Raw genomic sequence first — 24,541 nt, 5'->3', positions numbered from 1 at the left:
CTATTGGTTTTCTTTTGATAGCTGGCATATCGATGCAGCGCACTGATAAGTCAACATTTTCATTCCGCCGTAGTCATCCATATATCCGGCGTAAAGCTGGCTAAAACTGGCACTTGGTACAGAAACGCTTTCTTTTGATAATGGCGCTACCATGACACTCTCAAAACCTGGAAAGTTATTCTTATTGTTGTTACTTAAATAACCCAATGTAACGTAGTATTTCGTTGGGTTTTCAATCAATAACTGACCGCCAGAATGCGTAAACTTCAACTCTTTCGCCCACACTTTATCGCTGTTATTTTCAATTTGAGCTGGGCGATAAAACATTTTTAAACGGCTCTGAATCGCAATTTGCACCACATTTTCTTTATCTGAAACAGGGGGTATTTCACGTACATTTAGGTAAAACAACGATTCTCTGTCTTGGGGCAGTGCATCAATCCCTTCAGTTTTAATGATTTTAATTTGATTTTTTGCATTCGGCTCAACACGTTGCATTGGGGGCAGAACGGTAAAAGGTTCTGAAACCTTGTTCCCCTTAGCATCTTCCATCCATGATTGCGCTAAATACGGCATGGTTTTACTTTGGTTATTAATCACTAAGCTAATGGATTTATCTTTGCCCGGAAAAATAATACGGGTGCGGTCAATATTGATTGCTGCAGTGGCAACTTGTATGCCGCCAAAGATTAATGAAAGCCCGAGGGCAACTACATACTTTTTACTCATACATCATTCCTTATTGGCAAGGGATCAAGACTTTACCTTGATTTTTTTCAGTCATATTCGGTAAGTTCAAGCGACATTGATTTGCACCACTTGCCCACTTAACAATGTAGTTTTCATCTGGATCCACCCCAGTCAAATAAACAACACCACTGTCCGCGATAATGCCGACCTCCCTACCGGTATTCACTTCGATGACACTCGTTCCCAGAGGGGGATAATTACCATTACTCAAACGAATTACAGCTAAAATACGTTTTCCTTGGTTCGCTTTTATTTTTTGGTAACCAATTGAACCTTCCGTTAACGTTTTCCCTATAATGTTGTCATTCACATCAACATCATCAGGCAGCGTATTCATATCAATGTACACATCTGAATTTGAAAAACTGTTCAGGCTTGTTGCCACACCAATACCGAAGCGGTTAGTGACAGATTCACCATTATCAATCGAAATACCCGCAACGTTATCGCTATCAATCATGACGCGCGGTTCATTATTTGTGCCGTTGCGGTGAATCGCAGCGCCATATTTAGTGGCTGTCATAGAGCCATACCAGCTACCACCAAATGCACGATAATTATTCACATTTTCCGTTGCATTAACGTTTAATACGCCATACGCAGATGAACGTTGATAGCTACCACTAATATTGGGTTCTGCACGGCCAAGCTCATGCTGATCCCCCCCTACACGCATACTCCAGTAATTATTTTGCTCATTCGGGCTGTAATAGGCGACGGATTGCCCGAAGTTATGGTCGTTATCTGCATATTGGGCGTCATAGCTTACTGACCCGCCATTTTCTAATGGAATTGAGAATGACAGATAAATTTGGTTGTCATCTGTTTCTTCGTATTTAATTTTATTGAGAGACAATGTCCCTGAGATATTTTTAAGCCGCCCAACACTAAACAATTTACTCAGGCTCATGCCAAAGTTGGTTGTCGACTCGCTATTCCAAAACTGGTGGTGAGAAGCATTAAAGTAAACCGTTAAATCCAATGGGCTGATGTACTGGTTAAAAGAGGCGGTATACACGTTCTTATCACGTCTAAAATCAAGAATCCCATTGGCAGCATCAATATATTGCGGCATGGTTAAGAATTCTTTTTCAGAGAATTTATAGCCCGCAAAAGTAACTTGTGAATTCGTGGATTCGAAACGTTTCGAATAATTCAGACGATAACTGTTCCCTGAATAAGAACCAAAATGATCTAAATCTGCATGGGTACGTGTAATATCCAGCGATATTGCCCCAAACACATTCATATTTTGCCCAATTCCCAGGTTGACGGCTTGATAATTATTATTGTCGACAGTGGCAATTAACCCGCCAAAAATGGAGGTATTGCCAAATAACCCATAAGATAATTCACCCGCAATAAACCGTGGTTCGACTTTCTGAGAACGCCCAAACGGGTCCGACTGCCCCATCGTTAATTTATAAAGGAGCTGACCTTGGCGTGTTAAAAATGGCAACGAGGCCGCCGTTACTTGGTAAGTCGTTTTTGAGCCATCTTCTTCCTCGATGGTAACGTCTAACGTACCTTGCACCGCCTCTGTAATATCTTGAATATTAAAGGGACCCGGTGCCACTTTAGCTTGTTTAATCACACGCCCATTTTGGGAAATAATCACCATCGCATTAGTTTTGGCAATCCCTGTCACCTGTGGTGCATAACCACGTAATGAGGGAGGAAGCATGCGATTATCACTAAATAATGATGCCCCAATAAAACGGAAACTATCAAACAAATCTGTTTTTAAATAAGATTCACCAAATAAAACTTTAGCGCCCATTTCAGGTAATGCGCGAAATGCATAAAGCTGAGTCCAATCAAACCGCTCATTTGTTTTTCCTTGAGAACGATTGTATTGATACTGATAATCCGCACGGAAACGCCAAGCCCCTAAGTTCACGCCTGCCGTACCATTACTGCTACCACTGAACGTTTCACTGGTATTTTTAGGAGAGGTGTAATTTAAAAACAGGTTGTAGTCGAGAAATGCGCCTGCAATTCCATTTTCCCATTGGGATGGTGGAACCCAGTACGGATCGTCATATTCTAACCAAGCTTGAGGAATAGAAAATAAGATATTCTGATTCTCTTTATCGAATCGATAGTGAATATCTAATTTTTTAGATAGTTCAACACACTGGTTATTATTATTTTGCAGAAATTCTTCCTGAACTTTCTTTTTTAATGCAAAAAGCGTGACCATCTCTGGCGTAACACAGAGTGTTGAATTATCTTTACTCTCTTCAATAAATTTAATTAAATGTTGACCCGCTAATTTTCTACCATTCAGTGTAATATCGGTAAGATATTCGCCTGCAGGGATAAAATCAGGATTTGAAAACTGACTTAAATCAATATTATCTCTGTCCTTTGCATCAATAATATTCATATTAAATTCGACTGCATTGGTCATTCCTGAAAAAGAGAATGCCAAAACAATAGAAAATAATATTTTATTCATTTTAAACTGAGGCAATAAAGACATGGTATTCCCTGTCAAAAAGATAAAAAATCAAAATAAAAGGGGAAATAACAGGCAATAATATGCCTGTTATTTAAGGTGTAGATTAGAGGTAATTTAAAGCGTAAGTCGCTTGAGAAATAATGCTACCAGTTTCTACTTTGTTACCATTTGCTTCTACACGTGCACTGAATGCTAATTTATTAGGGCCGTCAGCTAATGGCATTTCAACGCTTGTATCACCAACTTTCATTGTTGCGCCATCAGCATTAATCAAACGAACACCAACACCTTTAGAAGTACCTGTGTTTGCTAACAGTTCTTTTGCAGTTGTATCTGGCGTACCTGTGAAAGTCACTTTAACTTTGCTAACTGCTGGGAAAATAACTGTGTCTGAAGCATCTTTAACTTCACCTAAATCACAGTTTTCTAATTGGATATTATATTGAACGCTTTGGCTAAATTTATTACCCGTTTCTAATACTTTATTAGCAACTTGGCCGAGGTCAACGTTAATTGTACCATCACCTGGAAGTGTGCAAGGTGCATTGATAACTTTACCAGTAAAGTTGATAACACCACTACCTTGGTCTACAGGTGCTGCATGTGCAATACCAAATGAAGACGCGATAATTGTAGCTAATGCAATTTTAGTTAATTTCATTTATATTTTCCTATAAAAAGACGACAGATGTACCAATCACTTAATAATTAATATAATTATTAAGTTGATATTTTTTGCTGATAATGTAATAAAAACAGCCATTCTATTATTTAAAATAAATAGCTATTTAATTTTTTATTTCATTTATTATATTAATGAATTGATTTTTACATTGGTAATTAGATTATTCTTAATAGTTTTATTTTAAATATTTTCTTTACTTAAGAATACATCATCAATAAAAAAGCAAACCATTTCTGTTTCTAGTGCATTAGCTAGAACATGTAAATTTTCGATATTAATATTGCACTCGCCTCTTTCATAACGAGAGATCTGTTGCTGACTCACTCCAACAAGATTCGCGAGTTCAATACCTGAAAGCCCTAAATGCTTTCTTCTTTTCCTTATTTCTCTACCTACGATACGATTTACATTTATCATCAACTATAGCCCAAAAAAAACGTAAAATGTTAAACGGCTAAACTATATAACAGATCAAAAACCTTTAGCATATCAAAATTTATCTTTCCGAATGAAAATTAAAATATAGCTAATCAATGAAAACACGAAATTTGAGTTAATTATAATTTTCAAGATATAAAAGTAAAACTGTTTCTAACGATCAATAAAATAGATTAAAGTCAACCAAACCTATCAAAATTAAAGCAATTCAGTTTTAATTAGTTAATAACTCAAAACCATCAAATTAAATTGTAATTTAAATTATTATCGACAGCATGGAATAATAACTAACTGTTTGATTCATTTTAAATAAACCTATATTACCACTATTGATGGTAATATAGATAAATGGCAATCTATTTATATTTAACGCAATTAGCTTCCAATTATTTATTATCTATTATTGAGGTATTGATTAATAAGCATTTTTACAAAAAATATGCGTAAATTAATTTTTTATTTACATTATTTTATTATATACCAAAAAAACCACTTAGAATGGTTTTTTCGTTTTTAAGAGTTACTCATAAGGTAGGTATAAGAATTTTTATTAACACATTAAACGAGTGCGATATATATGAAATTGATATCAGAACCAGCAAACTAACTTAAAATGTGTAAAAATAGCATATTATCGTCTTTTTAGATGGCAATGTTAACGATATCATTAAATAGGCAACTTATATCAAAATTAGTCACGCAGAGAAATTAATATATCCCTTAAATAACATACAGTTATATTTGTTACTAAATGTAACGATTGCATAAATATTATTAATGAAATTAAGAAAAAAATAATTCTTAACAAAAATAAAACACAATAATTATGTAAAGATAATACAAATCACGTGTAAAATAGTTACTTATACTTACGTTTAGACCAATTTGCAGGTAAAAACACTCCCCTCAATAGAACATAAGACTCACCTGTCCCTTTCAGTTTAGCGGAGATTTAAGTATTCAATCGCGCAAATACAACGTTCTTTTTCGGCCTATTATGCTATTTTGAGGTTTTTTAGTTAAAAAATTAAGTATTAATCAATAGGTTACTTTTTTCACCCTTCGATTATATAAGAAGATTTCACCTATTAAGAGGTTTTTTTTCGAAGAATATAATGCATCTCAACTTTTTTTTTATCTGAAATCATCAATTGCAGTCCATTTTTTCTCTGAAACACACTTTGATAACCAATGGTTATTGAAAAGAAAAATAACTCATTATTTTTTATCTAAGCAACATGTTCTTATTTCTCCTAACTAAGGAGATATGATGAAAACACAACCATTACTTCGTGTTGCCACAGTACAATTCCAACATAAGGCGGGAGATAAAAATAGTAACCTAGCCTGCATCCACCACTTCATTACCAAAGCTGCGCAGCAGAATGTAAAAATACTCGTCTTACCCGAAATGTGTATTACGGGATATTGGCATGTCCCTAAACTTCCTGCAGAAGAAGTCTATCAGCTCAGCGAAACCTTACACGATAGCCCCTCATTAACACCTATTCGCCAACGTGCCACTGAATTAGACATGATTATCGGGGTTGGGTTAATCGAAAAAGGGTTAGATGGTAAATGCTATAATACTTGGGTGGCTTGCATGCCTGATGGGCAGTTACATGCTCATAGAAAGCTGCACGCTTTTGAACACCCAGTCATTCACAGTGGCGATAGTTACACTGTATTTGATACTTCTTGGGGTGTAAAAGTCGGCATATTGATTTGTTGGGATAATAATTTAATTGAGAATCCACGAGCTACCGCATTGCTTGGTGCAGATATCATTCTGGCTCCCCATCAAACTGGCGGAACAAACTCCAGTAGCCCACATGGTATGAAACGAATACCTCTAAATTTATGGGAAAACAGGCAACGAGATCCTCAAGCGTTAATTGATGCTTTTCAAGGGGAAAATGGTCGTAACTGGTTATTACGTTGGCTACCATCTCGAGCTCATGATAACGGTGTTTTTTATGTGTTTAGTAATGGTGTTGGTCGAGATGATGATGAGATTCGAACCGGAAATGCCATGATAATTGACCCTTATGGTCGAGTTATACAAGAAACAGCTGCAATTGAAGATGATATCATCGTCGCTGATTTAGACCTTAGCTTGCTCCCTGATTCCAATGGGCGACGCTGGCTAAGGGGGCGGCGCCCTGAACTCTACCAGATACTAAACACCGCTCTGGGTTACGAAACAGATATTCATCAGGTTCGTTTCGCATCTCAATCAACCCCTTTTATCAAAAAATAGATTAGACGCCAGTGAAATAGTGAATGCTATAGTGATTTATTCATTGTATAGATACTATAGCGTTTATCATTTTATGTAAGAGGTAAACATGGATACTCGACTTTTACGTGCCTTTATCGCCCTTGCAAAAACGAAAAACTACCGAGAAGCCTCAATCCATTTATGCATTAGTCAGCCTGCCTTGACTAAGCAAATTAAGCTGTTAGAAAATCAATTAGATTTAAGGTTATTTGAACGAGGACGCCATGGTGCAGAGCTCACGGAGCAAGGCCTAGCCTTATTACCGAGTGCAAAACACGTTTTAAATGATGTGGAGGAGTTACTAAACCAAGCCTCATCGCTCAATGAAAAGCCCCCTCAGGTTCTAAATGTCGGCTTTGGTATTTCGACTTTTCAAGAAGCCTCTCTATTTGTTGCCCACTTACGCGAGAAACTCCCAAATGTTTCCATTGTGTTGGACGACATGCCCTCACACTCGATGCGAGAAAAGCTAAAAGAACATCAACTTGATATCGCTTTTGCCCGTCATGACAGCCAATCTACAACCGAAAATCTGTTTAGCCTGCCTTTAAAAAATGAGGTACTCGCTCTCGCGATTTCGAATGACTATCCAAAAAATCATTCCATTCAGGATTATTTAACGCAATATCCACTACTCATGTTACGTGCAGAACGTGGCCTTGGTCTTTATCAACAAATTCAACATTACCTACAATCAGAAGACTTACATATCACGCCCTTACAAGAAGCAAGGGATATTCAGACACTCATTGCGCTGGTTGCCGCAAAAGTCGGTGTAAGTCTGGTCCCTTACAGCGCAAAATATATTTCGCAAGAGGGTGTCCACTTTATACCTCTCCACCACAGCGAGGCCGCAAAGTGGCAAATAGATGTCGTTTGGCATACTTCATTACCGAAGGCATGGCAAAGCACTTTTCGCAATTTGATTCATAAAAAACCATGAATCACTAGTTATAAGAATAACTCCGTAATTCCTATATATTAAATAAATGAACTCTGATATTTATTGTTGTTATCTTGGTTAGATAGGCACTTTATATATGTCCGGCAACAGGTCAATTGCTCCACTTAAAATCATCGCTTCTGGCGTTGCTTTGCCTGAAAATAAAATTTACTCCTCAATGCTCGATGAAAAACTCAATAAAACAAAAGGCTTTGTGGAGAAACATTCAGGTATCGAATATCGCTATCATGCAAACCATACTGACTCACAGGCGCAACTTGCGGCGCAAGCCATTGAAAATGCATTACAGCAAAATGGGTTGTTACCACAAAGTATTGATATGCTAATTAACGCCTCTGCGATCCCTGTTCAAGCATTGCCTTGTTCTGCGGCTCATGTCCTTGAACAATCAAATTTAAATGATGGCATTGCTTGTTTTGATATCAATTCAAGTTGCATTAGCTTTATTACAGCGCTGCAAGTGGCTGCGGGTATGCTAGCGACCAGTCAATACCAGCGCATTGCCATCGTCTCTGCGGATATCGCTTCTCGCGGGATTGACTGGCAGGATAAAGAATCATCCCTCATTTTTGGTGATGGCGCAGCATGTGTGATCGTTGAAAAAGGCGATGGTACCAGTGGTATTCTCTCCTACACTCACACTACGCATGTCGAGGGGATTGATTTTTGCGAAATTCGTGCAGGCGGAACACGGAGAAACCCGCGCTCGGGAATGACAGAAGATGATTTTCTGTTCCACATGCAAGGTAAAAAACTTTTCCGCATGGCGTCTGCCTTAATTGAAGAATTTATGCAGCGCGTCTTCACCGAGTCAAACTTACAACTCGAACAAATTGATACAGTCGTACCTCACCAAGCCAGTCATTTATCGCTAGAGCATATGCGCCAACGTGTTGGGGTCACGCCAGATCAACTCATTGATATTTATCGCCATCGCGGTAACCAAGTTGCTGCCTCGATTCCATCGGCACTGCACGAGGCGATTATCACAGGCCGTTTTTATGAAAAACAAAATGTGATGCTGATTGGCACTGCCGCAGGGTTAGCCCTGTGCGCTATGGTGTTAGTACCATGAGGGTTCTCGTCACAGGCGCCACGAGTGGCCTTGGCAGAAACGCGAGTGAGTACTTACTGGGGAGAGGTTGTGACGTCGTCGCTTGTGGCCGAAATCCGCAAGCGGGAGAGCAACTAATCAACTTGGGTGCTGAATTTATCCCTTGTGAACTGGCGGAACTTTCTTTGCAACAGGCCAAAGAGATGATGGCTGGCTGTGATGCTATTTGGCACTGTGCCGCACTCTCTTCGCCATGGGGAAAACGCCAAGACTTTGAAAATATTAACCTTCATGCGACGCGGATATTGGCCACCGCGGCTGGGGAGCTAGGAATAACGCGCTTTATCCATATTTCGACCCCTGCCATTTATTTTAATTTCAGTCATCAACGTGATATTGCAGAAACCACCCAAAACACTCGTTTCGCCAACCAATATGCGAAAACAAAATATTTGGCAGAAACTGCGATTCAACAATGTGTTAAGCAATACCCTAACACACGCTATACCCTGTTACGACCGCGCGGATTATTTGGTCCCCATGACCGAGTGTTACTCCCAAGGTTACTGGCTCAAATTAAATCTCGTCATGGTAAGTTAGTACTTCCTAACGGGGGAAATAACCATTTTGACTTAACCTATGTGGGGAATGTGGTTCACAGTATGCAGCTTGCTACCCATAAAGAAGGGCTACTAAGTGGTGCCGTATATAATATTACCAACCAGCAACCACAAGCACTGAAAAACACGTTGCAACAGCTCTTCCATGAGCTTCAACTCGAGTGTGAAATTCGTTCCGCGCCTTACCCGCTATTATATGGCATTGCTATGTTGCTAGAGGGCATTGGGCATCTCACTGGTAAAGAGCCTCTTCTCACCCGTTATAGCCTTGGTGCCGCTTATTTCACTATGACCCTTGATAACCAAAAAGCCCAACAAGAATTAGGTTATTACCCGTTATATTCCATGGAACAAGGAATTCATTTAACCGCTAACTGGCTAAAACAGCAGGAGAATTGATGCTAACCATTCACCAATATGAAGTCGGGTATTGCACGCATCCTGGCTGTGTCGCCCTTAAAGGTGCCAGTTTTAAATCCTGCAAATTCCCTGCTCGAGCATGGTTAATCGAAGATGAACAGCAACGCTGGTTATTTGATACGGGGTATGCCACCCATTTTTATGACCATACACGCAAAGGCATCATGCGGTTATACCGCACGGTAACCCCCGTTTATTTCGACAGCAAAGATGCGCTCATCAACCAACTCGCAAACGACGGCCTTAAACCCAAAGACATTCATGGTGTGATTTTATCCCATTTCCACGGTGACCATATCGCAGGGCTGCGGGACTTCCCTGAGATGCCAATTATTTGTTCCGGTGATGGTTGGGCCAAAACACGCCCGTTAACAGGTTTTGCTGCCCTCAAAAATGCCTTTGTTAGCGGCTTATTACCCGATGATTTTGAACAACGCACCGTATTTTATGAAGGTTTTGAACGTGTTGCCCTACCCAGCGAATTACAAATACTGGGTGAAGGTTATGCTGTGAATAAGTCAAAAAGCTTATTGATCGTACCGCTACCCGGCCATGCGGCAGGCCATATTGGCCTGTGCGTATTAACGGATGCGGGATGGGTACTACTTGCAGGGGATGCAGCATGGTCACCCACCAATTACCGTGAATTACGTGGCCCGATGGCTATTGCTAATATCATCATGGATGACAAACAAGCCTATTATGAAACGCTGAACAAATTGCATGAAATTGATAAGCAAAACATTGTTATTCAGCTTTGCCATGAGGGTGATTTACAGTGATTTTGTCGATGCTCTGGCACTATTGGCGAGCACGCCGTTTGTCATTCAAAAATCGTGCAGATTTAGAGGATTACCAACAAAATCGCTTGGCTCAATTCAAACGCAAAACGCTGGCAAAAAGCCCTTATTTTCGTGCCTATATCGACCGCCCCCTACATGAATTCCCCATCATGAATAAACCCATCATGATGGAAAATTTTGACCAAATGAACACCGCTGGCTTATCAAGCCAAACACTTCTCGAATGTGCACAAAAAAGTGAGCAATCCCGAGATTTTGCGCCGAAAGTGGGCCGTTATAGCGTTGGGTTGTCCTCTGGCACATCGGGGCGGCGCGGCGTATTTGTGGTGAGTCCACAGGAGCAAAATATTTGGTCTGGCAGTATGTTAGCGAAAATGCTCCCCAATGGCTTATTCCACGGTGAGCGGGTAGCCCTCTTTCTTCGCGCCAACAATAATTTATATGAAAGCGTGAATAACCGCTGGATATCCTTACGGTTTTACGACCTTTTTGCCGATTTTCAACAGCAATTAGCCGCCCTTGAAGCCTATCAGCCCTCGATTATTGTCGCGCCTGCGCAAGTGTTGTGTGCCATTGCCGATGCCATTATCCACCAGCAAATCCAACTAACCACCCATAAAGTGATTTCAGTGGCGGAAGTCCTTGAGCAACAGGACAAAGAGAAGCTTAAGCGCTGTTTTTCACAAGTGGGTGAAGTATACCAAGCCACAGAAGGCTTTTTAGGTTGTACCTGCTCACACGGCACGTTGCACTTAAATGAGTCATTCCTGCATATTGAACCAAATTGGCTAGATGAAACGCGATTTTCGCCGATAATCACCGATTTTACTCGCCAAACACAACCCATTGTGCGTTATCAACTTGATGATGTGTTGGTGATCAAGCAAGCTCCCTGCCCTTGTGGCTCCCCAGAGCTTGCCATTGAACGTATTGAAGGCCGCTGTGATGATTTACTTCAACTTCTTGATCAACAAGGTAATATAATCACCATTTTTGCCGACCCTTGTGCAAGAGTCATTGTGAATCATTTGCCCCTCACCGCTGATTTTCGGCTTACCCAACAAGGTCATCACCTGTGCTTACAAGCCGAGTGCAGCGAAGAAGAACTTGCACATTGTCATCAACAACTTGAAAGCTACTTAGCCAATCAACAAGTGGATATTCAACAGTTACATTGGGAATTATTAGCCGAACCCATTGAGCAATCACTTTCCATCAAAAAACGCCGAATTACCCGCAAGGAACCCCAATGACAAGCAACGTCTTATTCATTCGCTTAATCTATTGTTTGATTGGCTGGGGAACTGTTGGCATTGTGTACAACTACACGGGGCAAATTGTTGAGAATGCCAATTTTTTAACCCCAAGCGCCATTGATAACGCCGTGCAATTTTCCCCGAATGCGGTGTGGTTTTATCTGTCGTTCTTTTTATTTATTCCACTCGGCTATTTTTGCAGCCCGATTGAGCGTGCCCGTTTATTAATGTTCGCCATGCAATTATGCGCATTGGTTTCAGGCGCAGTTTATTTGCTGTACCCCACCACAATGCTGTATCACGAATATGATTTAACGACATTTTCTGGTCATGCATTATCTGCATTAATCGATATCGACAGCCCACAAAATTTATTACCTTCTCTACATGTCTCATTGACTCTTGTAGTGCTGAATGCATTATGGTCAGTAAAATATAAATTCCGCACACTGTTTTATTGTTTATGGGCCACCGCCATTTGTGTGTCCGTATTGGTGCTAAAACGCCACTTATTTATTGATGTTGTCACTGGAGCAGTAACGGCTTGTTGCGCACTGTGGGTTGTCCACGCCGCAAAATACCGCTTAGAGAGAAAACGCTCATGAATGAATTAACCTTTCCCATTATTTTTATGTTAGCGATCGTTGTCGCAGAAGGCTTAGTGATCGCCAAAACACAAAAGGGCACAGTAAGCTGGCAAGAATTGGTTTTTAACCTGAACTCTGGCCATATTATGTTGTGGTTATTTAGAGGGTTAGAGATTTTTTGCTATGGGTTTGTGGTCACTCACTACTCGTTCAATCTTGTCGAAAGCTGGCCAACAGCGTTAGTCTGGATTTTTACCATTTTAGCATGGGACTTTGGCTTCTACTGGCTGCATCGATTGCACCACACCTACCGAGTATTGTGGGCGGTGCATGTTGTTCACCATCAAGGGGAACATTATAACCTGTCATTAGGGGTGCGAAATTCTTGGTATTCATCCCTCACATCAATCCCTTTCTTTATGTTATTGGCGTTAATGGGGATCCCGCTAGAGGTTTTTCTCACCGTCTCCATTTTGCACTATACCATCCAGTTTTTTAACCACAGTGCTCTGATCCCGCGTTTAGGCTGGCTAGAAAAATTTATGGTAACGCCACAGCACCACCGTGTTCACCATGTGAAAGAAGGGCACTATTCCAATCGTAACTTTGCGGGAAGCTTTATTTTTTGGGATAAACTGTTCGGCACGTTTGCCAAACTCCCTGAAACTGAACATCATTTTGGTATTAAAGGGGCTCCGGCCTCTGAAAACCCGTTTATTGACAGCAACTTACCTTTCTGGCGGATTATAAAACGTACCAGTCAGCCGGCACAAAAACCGACACCGCTATTTCGTGTAAATCAAGTAGCCTTAGTAATGGGGACGCTTCTCTTATTTACGCTGGTTATCGGTTATGTCTACCTTTATGGCTATGGCTACCAAGGTACGACACTGCAACAGGTGGTTTTATTTGTGCTGTTAGCCTTAGGAACCGTGGCATTATCGGGGATTTCTGATGGGCGAAAATCAGGGCTGATGAGCTGGTTTTTTATCGCCTGCTTATTGCTGATTTGCGTGGTATTTATTTGGCAATGGACGACACCATTCTGGGTCATTTTTACCAGCGCATTATGGCTACATAGCTTATTGATGCTAATTGGAATTGGCCGAAAACCAATAGCGGTGGCGAATGTCGCTTAAGCCGCTTAGGCCTCTCAGTTACCAGCACCGCCATGATCAAGACTTCCAAAAAGCCTTGAACAAGGCGGCTAAACAATATTTGCATGATAATGCCGATCACCGCTTTGCTGACGGACGTTTTTATGCCAAAAGCGCCGTATTGGTATTATGTTGTTTAGGCAGCTATTTTGCAGCATTGTTCCTCAATACACCGTGGGCCTTTTTTGTTTTTTATCCCAGTTTTATCTGCTTCGCCTTATTATTGGCGATTAATTTAGTGCACGACGCCTCGCACAATGCAATTTTTAAACACGCCAAAGCCAATTACTGGCTCAACTTTTGGGTCACCATCCCCCTTGGCTTAGACCCTGAATGTTGGCGCGTGCGGCATATTATTTTTCACCATGCTCACACCAATATTCGCCATTACGACTTGGATATTGAAGAGAATTTTGTCTTACGCCAAACCCCTTACCAGCGCTGGTATCCCTTTATGCGAGCCCAGCACCTGTATTGGCCATTGATTGCAGCAATGACATTCCCTGCACTCATTTGGTTTTTTGATTGGATGGATAGGTTTCATTTTACCCGCGTAGCCCCCCATATGCGTCATCAAGGGCAACAAGGTATATTGGCGTTTATCATGGCAAAACTGTTGCATTTGGTGATAGCCATTGTGATCCCCGCCATGATTTTGCACGATATCAGCCTCGGCACGCTGCTCTTGACCTACATACTCAGCCAAATGTTTGCATCATTAATATTTGTTGTATTGATACTTGGTACCCATTGGGCAAAAGCCACTTTTTATACCCCACCCAAAGAAGGCAACATGCCCCATGGCTTTTATACCCACACATTTTCAACCACTTATGACTGGCAAACGACACCACGTTGGTTAACCTATTGGCTTGGTGGGCTAAACCTTCACCTGACTCACCACTTATTTCCCAACTGGAATCATCGTCATTACCCTGCTCTGGCTAAAATTATTGAGCAAACGGCGAAGCAATTTTCGATGGATTACCACTGCATTAGTGCCAAAGAGTTGTTTGTCTATCAACAACGTTTTTTAAAAGAGATGGGATCAGGCAAACAGGCAGATGAGCATTGAGTTTTCGTTTTGAAAACCCAATGCGTCAAGAAGAGCTGGCTACTTATCAACAATAATATTTTGGTTCACAACGCTTTGCTCGCTGTTACCCACCATTTGGGCAAATTTATCCAGTGGGTCGGTACGAAACGCATATAAGCGTTTTAAGGCAAATGGGTTATCCCCTAATTTCACTTTTCCTTGGATCGTCGTCACCGCGATATGTAACCCTGCCTCTTTCGCGGCTTCCATCGCCGATGCGTTATAGCCACCAAACGGGTAAGCTAAGTAACGTTGATCCGGCTCGAAGTGACTCAAAATCTTCATCGATCGTTTAAAATCCAACATGATCGTGTGTTCTTTGCGGCTAAATAAAATAGGCGAGTTGTGGTTGTCTAAACGGTGTAAAAAATGCGTATGAGACTGGATATTAAAAACATCTTGGCTATTTTTAATCTCTTGCTTGCTCATAAATTGCAACGAGTCTGCCGACCATTTTTGTGGTTGCGTTTTAATCCGTGAGGAAATCACAAATAGTGCCGCTTGCTGCTGGTTCTGCCTTAAAATGGGCAGCGCATAGCGGTAAACCGATTTCAAACCATCATCAAAAGTGAGTACCACGGCTTTACCCGGCAGATTGGCCGTTTTATTCAAATAATCTTCCACATCTTCTAGAGACAATGTTTGGTAACCCGCCTCTTTAAGGTAATTCATTTGCTCACTGAATGCCTCAACGGATGTCGTCGTCGAGGTATTGCGGAAGTTTTTATTTTCGCTATCTTGCAAAATATGGTGGTAGGTTAAGATAGGAATGCCTTTATCCAACGCCACATCCTGTAATCGAATGTACCCCAAACGATCCCCAAGGCGAATGGTTAGCCATGCAGTTTTCTCCCCTGTTTTATCTGTTTTAATCATTCGAGCCAAAACAGGGTAGCGCAAGTTATCCCATAAAGAGGCAATTTGCGGACTATTGCTGTCGGTTGTACGGTAAACAGGGGTTTTTTGATGGGTGATCAAATAATCATAAATCGGGTTCTGCAAATCATTCAATCGGTCCACTTCTGGCACGTAGCGAGGCTTTTTGTTGGTAAAAGATGAGGTTTTCACAAAAGCATAATCATTGCCAAATTGCATTGCACAGTAATCCCCTGCGGGGGAATAAGCGTAAAAACCGTGATCTGCATTTAGCTCAGCAACTGCTCGCATTTCACCTGCAATTGGTGAAAAGATAATTTCTGACGCTTTGGTCTGCACTAATTTTGGCGGGATATCGGCAAGTTTCCAATCATCGGTGCTGTTTATCTCGGTCGCCAACGATTGCGAAATTGAATTTACCAGTAACACGCAAAACAGTAAAAAAAATCGTTTACACATTTGTCATCCATCATCCGCTGAGTTTTACCGCGATTATTCTAAACCTACTCAATAATTAACCCTATAGCTTGATAAAAATTTTTATTTTTAATTAAAATCAATAAATTAGCCTTGCTATTATTAACTCCTCAAACTTTTCCCTTTCAAATTAAATGCGTCAACTTAAGTTGTTATACCAATTTGAGTATTTATTTATGAGTTATCATACAAAATAAAGAGATCTAGCTCATATTTATTATTAAAAAACGGTACATCGGCACAATCTGTAAATCATTTGACAGTTAATTCCAATTCTCACTGCTAGATTGGCTCTCAGTCACTTTTCAACACCTGGGAATAGCAATGAAAATAAAAGAAATTAGCACCTTTATCATGCACGTACCGGTCACCAATGACCTGATCGGCGATTCAACCCATAGTATTACTCACTGGGGAATGCCGGGTGTAATGATTAAAACAGAGTGCGGTTTAGTGGGTTATGGCCACACTGGCACGCACGCAGACATTACAACAGACCGTTTAATTACCACCATCATTGAAGATGTATTTGGCCCTATGTTACTGGGTGAAGACCCGAACGAAGTGCGTTATTTGCACCGTAAACTCACTCGTAGCTCCACCAATATTTGGGTGGGACGTGGAGGGTTAATGCAAATGGCAATCTCCGCCATTGATATCGCACTGTGGGATTTAAAAGCCAAAGCGGCGCAGCAGCCTCTGTGGCAATTATTTGGTGGTTCAAAGCACAATAAAGTGAATGCGTATAACACCGACTGCGGTTGGTTAGTGCGCAGCCAAGATGACCTTGTTGATGACTGTAAAAAAATGATCTTCGAAGAAGGCTTTAAAGCCATCAAAATGAAGATTGGTAAACCCGACCCACGGGAAGATTTACAACGTATCGAAGCCGTTCGCAACGCAATCGGCGACGATATTGACTTAATGGTTGATGCGAATGGTAAATGGGATATCAGCATCGCTAAACAATATGGCCACCGTTTGAATGATTTCAATATCAAATGGTTTGAAGAACCACTGTGGCACGATGATGTGGCGAGCCATAAGCAATTAGCGGCTTATATGGATACGCCAATCGCTTTAGGTGAGTTACTGTATCACAATGATTCATTTAAAGAATTTGTACTTGCTGGCGCAGTTGACTACTTACAACCGGATGCAACCCGTTGTGGTGGCTTAACCGCAGTGTGGGAAATTGCCGACCTCGGTATGGCATTTAACCTGCCAGTCACACCGCACCATGGCGATATGATGCAGGCACAATTGCATCTCGTAATGGCGCATCCTGCCTGTTCATTATTGGAATTTATTCCATGGACACTGGACTGCTTTGTTGACCCAGTGGAAGTGGTTGACGGTGTGTACAGCACCCCAACCGCACCGGGCGCAGGCACAACGTTAAAACCAGAAGCATTAGCAAAATTTAACGTGAAATAATAAAAAATCCCTTTCCTGATATTTTAATTATTCACAGCAAGGGAAAGGGAAATAAATAACAAGAATTATTCATTTAAATTACCTATTTAATAGCTCTATACTCTACTCTGCTGATTTTTCAGTGGTGGGCTAAACACGTAATAAAAATGAATAGATAACATCATTACCTTATAAAAAATACTGGGGTGAACCATGTCCACCAATATTGACCACTTATCATCAGCAACCAGCAAAGCGATACGAAAAATAATACCGATGGTGGTATTAATGTTCATATTAGCTTACTTGGACCGCTCGAATATTGGCTTTGCTAAACAAGAATTTCAGCTAACAACAGGGTTAAGCGACGCCGCTTATGCATTCGGCGCAGGGATTTTCTTTATCGGTTACGCATTATTTGAAGTGCCGAGTAATATCTTGTTATACCGCATTGGTGCGCGCGTTTGGCTATCGCGCATCATGGTCACATGGGGGTTAATCTCTGCGGCGATGATGTTTGCCCATGATGAAACTACCTTTATTGTCTTACGCTTTTTACTCGGTGTCAGTGAAGCCGGCTTCTTCCCTGGGGTTATTTTATATTTAACCTTCTGGTTCCCACAAAACATCCGTGCGCGAGTCACAGGCTACTTCCTGTTTGGTGCACCACTCGCATTTATTATTGGCGGACCATTATCAGGTTCATTGCTGGCCCTAGAAGGTTCATTCTTTGCCTTTGGGTTATATGGCTGGCAGTTAATGTTCGTTGTGGAAGGTTTATTAGCTTCCATCGTCGGGATTTGGGTATTCTTCTACCTTGATGATCGCCCGGAAAAAGCCAAATGGCTAACGGATGACGAGAAAAATGCCCTTGCTGCGAAACTTGCATTAGAAGAAGACGCGAAAAAAGGTCACAGCCCGAAAGGTGCGCTGAGTGCCCTGCTAGATATGCGCGTTCTGTATCTGTGCTTGATTTGGTTCACCGTTCAAGTATGTGGATACGGTATTTATTTCTTCTTACCAACACAAATCGCGACATTATTAGGTAGTAAAGTAGGTGTGTTAGTCGGCTTTGTAACCGCAATTCCACCACTGTGTGCCGCTATCGCAGTTTACTATGTACCACGTATTTCTGAGCGCTTAAAAGAGCGCCGTAAAGTCGCTGCCATTACCTTTATGTTAGGGGCTGCGGGGATTGCAGTATCAGGCTTATTCGATAGCATTCCAGTGATTGCCATCATTGCACTGTGTGTGGCAGCCGCGGGTCACTTAGCGATGCAACCTCTGTACTGGAGCTTCCCGTCAGCTTATTTAGGCGGAACGGCGGCTGCATCGGGTATCGCTTTAATTAACTCAGTGGGCAACTTAGGCGGTTTTGTCGCACCAAACTTAAGAGTCTGGGCAGAAACCACCTTTGAATCCGCGCGAGCTGGCTTGTATTTCATTGCCTTAGTTGCCTTTATCGGCGGCCTGTTAATCCTTACATTGAAAAAACTCGGCATCGAAAAGAAATTTGAAGACTAATTTCGTTTGATGTGAAACCTTCCCGAGTCATCATTGATGACCCGGGATTTTCTATTTTTAGATCAAACCCATTGAATTACCTGTTGCTGTTGTTCATGATTGAACATAACCCTACCTAATGCCATGATAAGGCTTATGACTCATGCAGGGAGCATTCAAATGAACATTGCTGTACAAAACAGTCAGTTGGTTATGACGCATGCTGAAGTGCTAGACGTTTTACAAACCAATAGCTGGTTCAGTAACTTACCCGATTATTTGAGTAGCGCTCTGATGGAGTGCGCCACGCTGCGTTTTTATCATGACAGTGAAATGGTTCACTACCAAGGTGACCCCGCTCGCGGGTTGTATGCCGTCATCCAAGGTTCAGTAAAGGTCAGTTCTATCTCCACTGACGGGCGTGAATGCGTGTTTCGTTACCTTTCCCCCGGTAACTGGTTTGGCGAAATTGCCATGCTGGATAAATCAGCACGCACTCACGATGCAAAAGCCATTAGCCCAACAATCTTGCTGACCATTTCCCCAAAAGATCTTTCTCAGATCTTGGAAAAATACCCGGTTTTCTATCAGTTTTTAAATATTCTGCTCTGTAAAGTGATCCGCAATGCATTCACGATTATCAATGACAGCGCCCTGCTTTCGGTTTCTGCAAGGCTGGCAAAACGCCTTTTAAGTTTAGCGGAAGGCTATGGAGAGCCCCATGAAAAAGGCACTCAGTTGAGTTTATACCTCACTCAAGATGACCTTGCGACGATTATTAATACCACTCGCCAAACCATCAATAAGCGATTGGTAGCATGGGAAAAATTAGGCTGGATTGATGCAAAATACGGGAAAATTGTCTTAGTAAACCTTCCCGCATTAAAGCAAATTTCAGAGGATGATGAAGACTAGCTAGTCCTTTTGGTCAACCGGTGGGCTATCCGCAAAGAAATAACGATCCATCGTAAATTCGAAGTCATCACTGGTGGCGTTAAACAACATTTTTTTGGTGTTTTCTAAGTGCTGCCACATGGCTTGCCTTGCGCCTTTTGGGTCACGACGGGCTAATGCCTGTAAGATTTGGTCGTGCTCATCACACCAGCTTTCAATCGAGCGGTTATCGATGTGCTCATGAAGTTTTAACCAATATGGGTTACGCAACCGTTGGCTCCACATTTGTTCGACAATCACTACCATCGCGCTGTTATGAGTTGAAGCCGCAATTTGCATGTGAAATGCCAGATCCCACGCCGAGTCACGAAAACGGTCTTCTTTGCGTGCATTCTTTTGAATTTCAAGAAGTTTTAAAATATCTTCTTTGGTGGCTTGAGTCGCGGCAAACTCCGCGATGTGGCTTTCGATCAACTGCCTCGCTTGCAATAATTCAAACGGCCCACAGCGGCTAAACTCTAAGCCACCCTCAGTATTGACAGAGTTATTAGACCGATTGCTGATAACATGTATACCAGAGCCTTTCCGAACATCCACATAGCCTTCCACTTCTAACATAATAATGGCTTCGCGGATCACAGTGCGGCTGACATTCATTTCGTCTGCCAATAGCCTCTCTGCGGGGAGTTTAGTGCCAACAGGGTATTCATCATTTTCAATACGTTCTTTAACCAGTGCGGCTACTTGCTGGTACAGGCGCGGTTCGCTCTCAGCTGAGCTCATGATTTTCTCCTTTTGCAGTATGGCCTAACTTGGCAATGCTTTTATGACTTTAGTATAACGAAATTACCCAATGATGGGGAAGCAAGAATATGAGCCAGAAATAATTTTATCAAAAAATTGGTATAACACCTTTTAAAGATATAAACCAGATCGTATAATGCATGAAAATTAGGCAGAAAAATTGAAAATAATCACCCAACTGATCTTTTCAGTCCGATGCACCGCTCAGGGAGCAAAACATGCAAAAAGAAATTATAAAAATACATACTCATGACAATGTCGCCGTCACACTAATCGATAGGTTAGCTGGGGATACATTCACCATTGAAGATCAATCAATTACCTTAAAACAAGATGTGAGCCGTGGCCATAAGATTGCCTTAACCACCATTGAAACAGGCAAAAATGTCATGAAATATGGGGCGCCAATAGGCCACGCCACCGTCGATATTAGCATTGGGGAGCATGTACATACCCATAATACCGCGACCAATCTTAGCGCATTAAATGACTATGAATATCACCCTGAGCATAATGCGATTTCGGCAACCGTAGCGGATCCTGACGTTCAACTCTATCGCCGTGCCAATGGTGAGGTGGCGATTCGTAATGAGATCTGGGTGATCCCAACAGTGGGTTGTGTCAACGCCCTCGCCCGTAAAATGATCGAGCGGTTCCAAAAACAAAATAGCAATGCCGATGATATTGATGGCATGTATTTATACAACCATACCTTAGGTTGCTCCCAATTAGGGGATGATCACTTAACTACCCGCACCATTTTGCAAGATATGGTAAAGCACCCGAATGCAGGGGGCGTATTAGTGATTGGACTTGGTTGCGAAAACAACCAAGTTGCTGCCTTTAAAGAAACTCTCGGTGAATTTGATGCAGATCGCGTTAAGTTTATGGTGTGCCAACAATTAGAAGATGAAATTGAAGCAGGCGTTGAGCATCTTAACGAACTTTATCAAGTTGTTAGGCAAGATAAACGCGTTGCAGGCAAACTCAGTGAAGTGAAATTTGGCCTCGAATGTGGTGGCTCCGATGGATTATCGGGGATCACCGCAAACCCATTATTAGGCTGTTTTTCTGACTTTTTGGTGAGCCATAATGGGACGACGGTATTAACCGAAGTGCCTGAAATGTTTGGTGCAGAACAAATTTTGATGAACCATTGCCATGACGAAAATACCTTCGAAAAAACCGTCGAGATGATCAACGACTTCAAACAATATTTTATCGCCCATGATCAGCCAATTTATGAAAACCCATCACCGGGTAATAAAGCAGGTGGCATTTCGACCCTTGAAGAAAAATCCCTTGGTTGTACGCAAAAAGCGGGCACCAGCCAAGTCATGGACGTCTTAAAATACGGTGAGCGCCTGACAACATCAGGGTTTAATTTATTGAGCGCACCAGGTAACGATGCGATTGCAACCAGTGCGTTAGGTGCAGCTGGCTGCCATATGGTGTTATTTACCACAGGCCGTGGGACGCCGTATGGCGGTTTCGTACCCACCTTAAAAATTGCAACAAACAATGAGTTGGCCGCTAAAAAGCCCCACTGGATTGACTTTAACGCAGGCGCACTGTTAAACGGCAAATCCATGAACCAATTACTGGATGATTTTATTTCGCACGTCGTCAAAATCGTCAATGGCGAACAAACCAAAAATGAAATCAATGATTTTCGTGAATTAGCGATTTTTAAAATGGGCGTCACGCTTTAATTTCAAACGCATCCCTATTGTTTTGTTATTTTGAAGTAATAGGGATTTTTTAATCCACTTTTTTAATATAACCATTCGATACCAAGGTCACGATTTTTAAATTATAAACATCGTGTATAATTGTTATTATAAAATAAAATAGCCACATAAAATATTTATTTGTGGCTATTATCATTGTGTTTAAATATGAATTATTGAAAATTTACTTTTGACCATAATACGCATTTTTGCCGTGCTTACGTAAATAATGCTTATCTAACAGTTCTTGTTGCATTGCCCCTACCGCAGGCTGTAATTGGCGAGTAAATAAATTCATATAGGCAATTTCTTCCAGAACGACCGCATTATGCACGGCGTTGTCAGGGCTCGTTCCCCATGCAAAAGGGCCGTGGCTATTGACTAATACCGCAGGAACATCTTTTGCTGTAATGCCTTTTTCTTTAAAGGTTTCAATGATGACATTGCCCGTTTCCCTTTCATAGTCACCGGCAATTTCACTTTCTGTCATTAAACGCGTACACGGAATTTCACCATAAAAATAGTCAGCGTGTGTGGTGCCTAACGCCCTTAATGGTTGCCCTGCTTGCGCCCAAATGGTTGCGTGGCGCGAGTGAGTATGCACAATGCCACCGATTTCAGGAAATGCCTTGTAAAGGGCTAAATGGGTGTCTGTATCAGAAGAGGGACGGTATTTCCCTTCCACCACTTTCCCCGTTTCTAATGAAACGACGACCATGTCTTCTGCCTGCATAGTTTCATAGTCCACACCCGACGGCTTAATCACCATCAGACCCGCTTCACGGTCAATCCCACTGACGTTACCCCATGTGAACGTCACTAAGTTGTGTTTTGGTAAAGCAAGGTTCGCTTCAAAGACGTGTTGTTTGAGTTTTTCTAACATAATGATCCCCTAGCTATAAAATTTGCTTAAATATCAACAACAAAAATTTATTCTCTGGGTATGTTTTGTGTGTTGATAACCTGTCTCTACCTATTAAGGTAAACAGATTTTGCTGATTTAAAAAGCAGTCACATTTACAAACTCGCAACAATTCAGGCTAACTCAGTCACACTCGGGCATATTTAGTCATCTTTAGTCAATTCTAGCGTGTGGTAAAGTGACCGAGTTAGACCAATCTTTTTTGCTTCCTATGAATAACGCGGAAAGATAAGGCAAATAACGAGATTTAAATCACATATTGAATGCAACAAAACCAACTAAATTTCAAATATAGCCAATTCAGATCACTTTAAAATGCTTTGTTTTTTTCAAAAAGGGATTACTTGAATCCAGTCACGACAAAAAAAAAGTAACGCAGGCAGAATAAATATCGTGGAAAGAATAGGAGCTAAAAATGTTACAAGCCGAACGCCATAAATTAATTTGTTCCCATGTTGTGCAAAATGGTTCGGCGTTAGTGCGTGAATTAGCTCAGTTATGCTTAGTTTCCCAAGAAACGATCCGTCGCGATTTAACGGTGTTAGAACGCGAAAATCGTATCATTCGTAGCTTCGGTGGTGCTGTCGCCATTGACCAAGAAGAAATGCCGATGGTCAACGTAATGCCATCCTCGGTCAAACTCAGTCAAATGGTTGATGGTGCAGAGTCTTTTCGCAAAAGAACCGAAGAGCACCCTGATGCGAAAATGAAAATTTCCAAAGCTGCGCTGAAATTTATCCAGCCCGGCGACTGTATTATGTTAGATAACAGCAGTACATGCTGGTTTCTGGCAAGGCAAATTCCAGACATCGATATTACGGTGGTCACGAATTCCGTCAAAATTATCCAAGCATTAGCGTGCCGCGACCGAGTTCGTGTTATTGGGATTGGCGGCGAATATTCAGAACGCCATGATGACTTCCATGGCCCGATTGCAGAAAGCATTATTCGTAGCTTCCAAATTAAAACCTTATTTTTATCATGCCAAGGTTTTAATATTGAAAATGGTATTCGTGATGGTAGCGAAATAAACTCAAAACTAAAAAACATTATGTTGCAGGTCTCTGAAAATACCGTTTTGCTCGCGGATAACAGTAAGCTTGGAAAATATGCATTTAGCCAAGTTTGTACATTCGATGATATTAACGTACTCATTACCAATAAGCTGAATGATACTAATTTTCAAACGCAATTTCCAAATTTGAATATTATCGAGTGCGATAAGTAATTTATTAAAATATAAAAAGTCCGTAACCGTGATGTAAGTAAAATAATAATCGTTAATTTATTTTCTGTATTAAAAAAGTGCAGGGATATTATGTATCCATAATTCCTAAGCACCTA

At 41.3% G+C, this 24,541-nt stretch carries 21 protein-coding genes; 14 read left to right on the top strand and 7 right to left on the bottom strand.

Annotated features, from left to right (window positions below; all coding sequences use genetic code 11):
- The 4 genes from AC4IFO_RS11185 to AC4IFO_RS11170 all read right to left on the bottom strand — a co-directional run bounded on the left by AC4IFO_RS11185 (nt 1) and on the right by AC4IFO_RS11170 (nt 4,316).
- A complete protein-coding gene (locus AC4IFO_RS11185; RefSeq protein WP_490734350.1) occupies nt 1-729 on the bottom strand; it encodes a fimbrial biogenesis chaperone in 729 nt (242 codons plus the stop codon).
- Nucleotides 730-739: 10 nt separating this feature from the next.
- Nucleotides 740-3,235 carry a fimbria/pilus outer membrane usher protein gene (locus tag AC4IFO_RS11180; RefSeq protein WP_490734348.1) on the bottom strand — a complete coding sequence of 832 codons (2,496 nt, stop codon included), beginning with the start codon at nt 3,233-3,235 and terminating at the stop codon, nt 740-742.
- Nucleotides 3,236-3,317: 82 nt separating this feature from the next.
- Complete coding sequence (locus tag AC4IFO_RS11175) at nt 3,318-3,875, bottom strand: fimbrial protein (RefSeq protein ID WP_490734345.1); 558 nt, start codon at nt 3,873-3,875, stop codon at nt 3,318-3,320.
- 204 nt (nt 3,876-4,079) lie between these two features.
- Entirely contained in the window at nt 4,080-4,316 is a 237-nt protein-coding gene (locus AC4IFO_RS11170; protein WP_490734343.1) for a helix-turn-helix domain-containing protein, read from the bottom strand.
- A gap of 1,288 nt (nt 4,317-5,604) precedes the next feature.
- Between AC4IFO_RS11170 and AC4IFO_RS11165 the strand changes: the two genes are divergently transcribed.
- From AC4IFO_RS11165 to AC4IFO_RS11125, 9 genes are all read left to right on the top strand, one after another.
- Entirely contained in the window at nt 5,605-6,597 is a 993-nt protein-coding gene (locus tag AC4IFO_RS11165) for a nitrilase family protein (RefSeq protein ID WP_490734341.1), read from the top strand.
- A gap of 88 nt (nt 6,598-6,685) precedes the next feature.
- Nucleotides 6,686-7,561 (top strand): LysR family transcriptional regulator, encoded by an 876-nt coding sequence (locus tag AC4IFO_RS11160; RefSeq protein WP_490734339.1) that lies wholly within the window; start codon nt 6,686-6,688, stop codon nt 7,559-7,561.
- Nucleotides 7,562-7,658: 97 nt separating this feature from the next.
- A complete protein-coding gene (locus tag AC4IFO_RS11155) occupies nt 7,659-8,657 on the top strand; it encodes a 3-oxoacyl-[acyl-carrier-protein] synthase III C-terminal domain-containing protein (RefSeq protein ID WP_490734337.1) in 999 nt (332 codons plus the stop codon).
- A complete protein-coding gene (locus AC4IFO_RS11150) occupies nt 8,654-9,655 on the top strand; it encodes an NAD-dependent epimerase/dehydratase family protein (protein WP_490734335.1) in 1,002 nt (333 codons plus the stop codon). Before AC4IFO_RS11155 ends, AC4IFO_RS11150 begins: the two co-directional genes overlap by 4 nt.
- A complete protein-coding gene (locus AC4IFO_RS11145; RefSeq protein ID WP_490734333.1) occupies nt 9,655-10,458 on the top strand; it encodes an MBL fold metallo-hydrolase in 804 nt (267 codons plus the stop codon). Before AC4IFO_RS11150 ends, AC4IFO_RS11145 begins: the two co-directional genes overlap by 1 nt.
- Before the next feature lie 8 nt (nt 10,459-10,466).
- On the top strand, nt 10,467-11,732 hold the full coding sequence (locus tag AC4IFO_RS11140) for a F390 synthetase-related protein (RefSeq protein ID WP_490734395.1): 1,266 nt from the start codon (nt 10,467-10,469) through the stop codon (nt 11,730-11,732).
- Nucleotides 11,729-12,340 (top strand): phosphatase PAP2 family protein, encoded by a 612-nt coding sequence (locus AC4IFO_RS11135; RefSeq protein ID WP_490734331.1) that lies wholly within the window; start codon nt 11,729-11,731, stop codon nt 12,338-12,340. Before AC4IFO_RS11140 ends, AC4IFO_RS11135 begins: the two co-directional genes overlap by 4 nt.
- Entirely contained in the window at nt 12,337-13,461 is a 1,125-nt protein-coding gene (locus AC4IFO_RS11130; RefSeq protein ID WP_490734329.1) for a sterol desaturase family protein, read from the top strand. Before AC4IFO_RS11135 ends, AC4IFO_RS11130 begins: the two co-directional genes overlap by 4 nt.
- Nucleotides 13,451-14,554 carry a fatty acid desaturase family protein gene (locus AC4IFO_RS11125; RefSeq protein ID WP_490734327.1) on the top strand — a complete coding sequence of 368 codons (1,104 nt, stop codon included), beginning with the start codon at nt 13,451-13,453 and terminating at the stop codon, nt 14,552-14,554. Before AC4IFO_RS11130 ends, AC4IFO_RS11125 begins: the two co-directional genes overlap by 11 nt.
- A 39-nt stretch (nt 14,555-14,593) precedes the next feature.
- Here AC4IFO_RS11125 and AC4IFO_RS11120 read toward each other — a convergent pair whose 3' ends face one another.
- On the bottom strand, nt 14,594-15,910 hold the full coding sequence (locus tag AC4IFO_RS11120) for a polysaccharide deacetylase family protein (RefSeq protein ID WP_490734325.1): 1,317 nt from the start codon (nt 15,908-15,910) through the stop codon (nt 14,594-14,596).
- A 342-nt stretch (nt 15,911-16,252) separates the two neighbouring features.
- On the opposite strand from AC4IFO_RS11120, the gene AC4IFO_RS11115 reads away from it, so the two are divergent.
- From AC4IFO_RS11115 to AC4IFO_RS11105, 3 genes are all read left to right on the top strand, one after another.
- Nucleotides 16,253-17,365, top strand: coding sequence for a mandelate racemase/muconate lactonizing enzyme family protein (locus tag AC4IFO_RS11115; RefSeq protein ID WP_206083414.1), 1,113 nt, complete (start codon nt 16,253-16,255; stop codon nt 17,363-17,365).
- Nucleotides 17,366-17,557: 192 nt separating this feature from the next.
- Nucleotides 17,558-18,868 carry an MFS transporter gene (locus tag AC4IFO_RS11110; protein ID WP_490734323.1) on the top strand — a complete coding sequence of 437 codons (1,311 nt, stop codon included), beginning with the start codon at nt 17,558-17,560 and terminating at the stop codon, nt 18,866-18,868.
- Nucleotides 18,869-19,027: 159 nt separating this feature from the next.
- On the top strand, nt 19,028-19,762 hold the full coding sequence (locus AC4IFO_RS11105; RefSeq protein ID WP_490734321.1) for a Crp/Fnr family transcriptional regulator: 735 nt from the start codon (nt 19,028-19,030) through the stop codon (nt 19,760-19,762).
- Here AC4IFO_RS11105 and exuR read toward each other — a convergent pair whose 3' ends face one another.
- Complete coding sequence (exuR, locus tag AC4IFO_RS11100; protein ID WP_490734319.1) at nt 19,763-20,524, bottom strand: transcriptional regulator ExuR; 762 nt, start codon at nt 20,522-20,524, stop codon at nt 19,763-19,765.
- Nucleotides 20,525-20,763: 239 nt separating this feature from the next.
- Here exuR and AC4IFO_RS11095 point away from each other — a divergent pair, with 239 nt between their 5' ends.
- A complete protein-coding gene (locus tag AC4IFO_RS11095; protein WP_490734317.1) occupies nt 20,764-22,257 on the top strand; it encodes a UxaA family hydrolase in 1,494 nt (497 codons plus the stop codon).
- 202 nt (nt 22,258-22,459) lie between these two features.
- Here AC4IFO_RS11095 and araD read toward each other — a convergent pair whose 3' ends face one another.
- Nucleotides 22,460-23,158, bottom strand: coding sequence for an L-ribulose-5-phosphate 4-epimerase (gene araD, locus AC4IFO_RS11090; protein WP_490734315.1), 699 nt, complete (start codon nt 23,156-23,158; stop codon nt 22,460-22,462).
- Between the two features lie 454 nt (nt 23,159-23,612).
- On the opposite strand from araD, the gene AC4IFO_RS11085 reads away from it, so the two are divergent.
- Nucleotides 23,613-24,425, top strand: a complete 813-nt coding sequence (locus tag AC4IFO_RS11085; protein ID WP_219244720.1) for a DeoR/GlpR family DNA-binding transcription regulator — start codon at nt 23,613-23,615, stop codon at nt 24,423-24,425.
- Nucleotides 24,426-24,541: the final 116 nt, after the last annotated feature.

Source organism: Providencia sp. UF-224 (genome assembly GCF_058245955.1).
Note: the sequence above shows the minus strand (reverse complement) of the source record. Positions and strands in the feature narration are given on the sequence as shown.

Coding starts and splice junctions, on each gene's coding strand:
- AC4IFO_RS11170 (WP_490734343.1), bottom strand. CDS start 4,316: ATGATAAATGTAAATCGTATCGTAGGTAGAGAAATAAGGAAAAGAAGA.
- AC4IFO_RS11140 (WP_490734395.1), top strand. CDS start 10,467: ATGCTCTGGCACTATTGGCGAGCACGCCGTTTGTCATTCAAAAATCGT.
- AC4IFO_RS11145 (WP_490734333.1), top strand. CDS start 9,655: ATGCTAACCATTCACCAATATGAAGTCGGGTATTGCACGCATCCTGGC.
- AC4IFO_RS11085 (WP_219244720.1), top strand. CDS start 23,613: ATGTTACAAGCCGAACGCCATAAATTAATTTGTTCCCATGTTGTGCAA.
- AC4IFO_RS11095 (WP_490734317.1), top strand. CDS start 20,764: ATGCAAAAAGAAATTATAAAAATACATACTCATGACAATGTCGCCGTC.
- AC4IFO_RS11105 (WP_490734321.1), top strand. CDS start 19,028: ATGAACATTGCTGTACAAAACAGTCAGTTGGTTATGACGCATGCTGAA.
- AC4IFO_RS11115 (WP_206083414.1), top strand. CDS start 16,253: ATGAAAATAAAAGAAATTAGCACCTTTATCATGCACGTACCGGTCACC.
- AC4IFO_RS11185 (WP_490734350.1), bottom strand. CDS start 729: ATGAGTAAAAAGTATGTAGTTGCCCTCGGGCTTTCATTAATCTTTGGC.
- AC4IFO_RS11120 (WP_490734325.1), bottom strand. CDS start 15,910: ATGTGTAAACGATTTTTTTTACTGTTTTGCGTGTTACTGGTAAATTCA.
- AC4IFO_RS11150 (WP_490734335.1), top strand. CDS start 8,654: ATGAGGGTTCTCGTCACAGGCGCCACGAGTGGCCTTGGCAGAAACGCG.
- exuR (WP_490734319.1), bottom strand. CDS start 20,524: ATGAGCTCAGCTGAGAGCGAACCGCGCCTGTACCAGCAAGTAGCCGCA.
- araD (WP_490734315.1), bottom strand. CDS start 23,158: ATGTTAGAAAAACTCAAACAACACGTCTTTGAAGCGAACCTTGCTTTA.
- AC4IFO_RS11165 (WP_490734341.1), top strand. CDS start 5,605: ATGATGAAAACACAACCATTACTTCGTGTTGCCACAGTACAATTCCAA.
- AC4IFO_RS11130 (WP_490734329.1), top strand. CDS start 12,337: ATGAATGAATTAACCTTTCCCATTATTTTTATGTTAGCGATCGTTGTC.
- AC4IFO_RS11125 (WP_490734327.1), top strand. CDS start 13,451: ATGTCGCTTAAGCCGCTTAGGCCTCTCAGTTACCAGCACCGCCATGAT.
- AC4IFO_RS11110 (WP_490734323.1), top strand. CDS start 17,558: ATGTCCACCAATATTGACCACTTATCATCAGCAACCAGCAAAGCGATA.
- AC4IFO_RS11155 (WP_490734337.1), top strand. CDS start 7,659: ATGTCCGGCAACAGGTCAATTGCTCCACTTAAAATCATCGCTTCTGGC.
- AC4IFO_RS11160 (WP_490734339.1), top strand. CDS start 6,686: ATGGATACTCGACTTTTACGTGCCTTTATCGCCCTTGCAAAAACGAAA.
- AC4IFO_RS11175 (WP_490734345.1), bottom strand. CDS start 3,875: ATGAAATTAACTAAAATTGCATTAGCTACAATTATCGCGTCTTCATTT.
- AC4IFO_RS11135 (WP_490734331.1), top strand. CDS start 11,729: ATGACAAGCAACGTCTTATTCATTCGCTTAATCTATTGTTTGATTGGC.
- AC4IFO_RS11180 (WP_490734348.1), bottom strand. CDS start 3,235: ATGTCTTTATTGCCTCAGTTTAAAATGAATAAAATATTATTTTCTATT.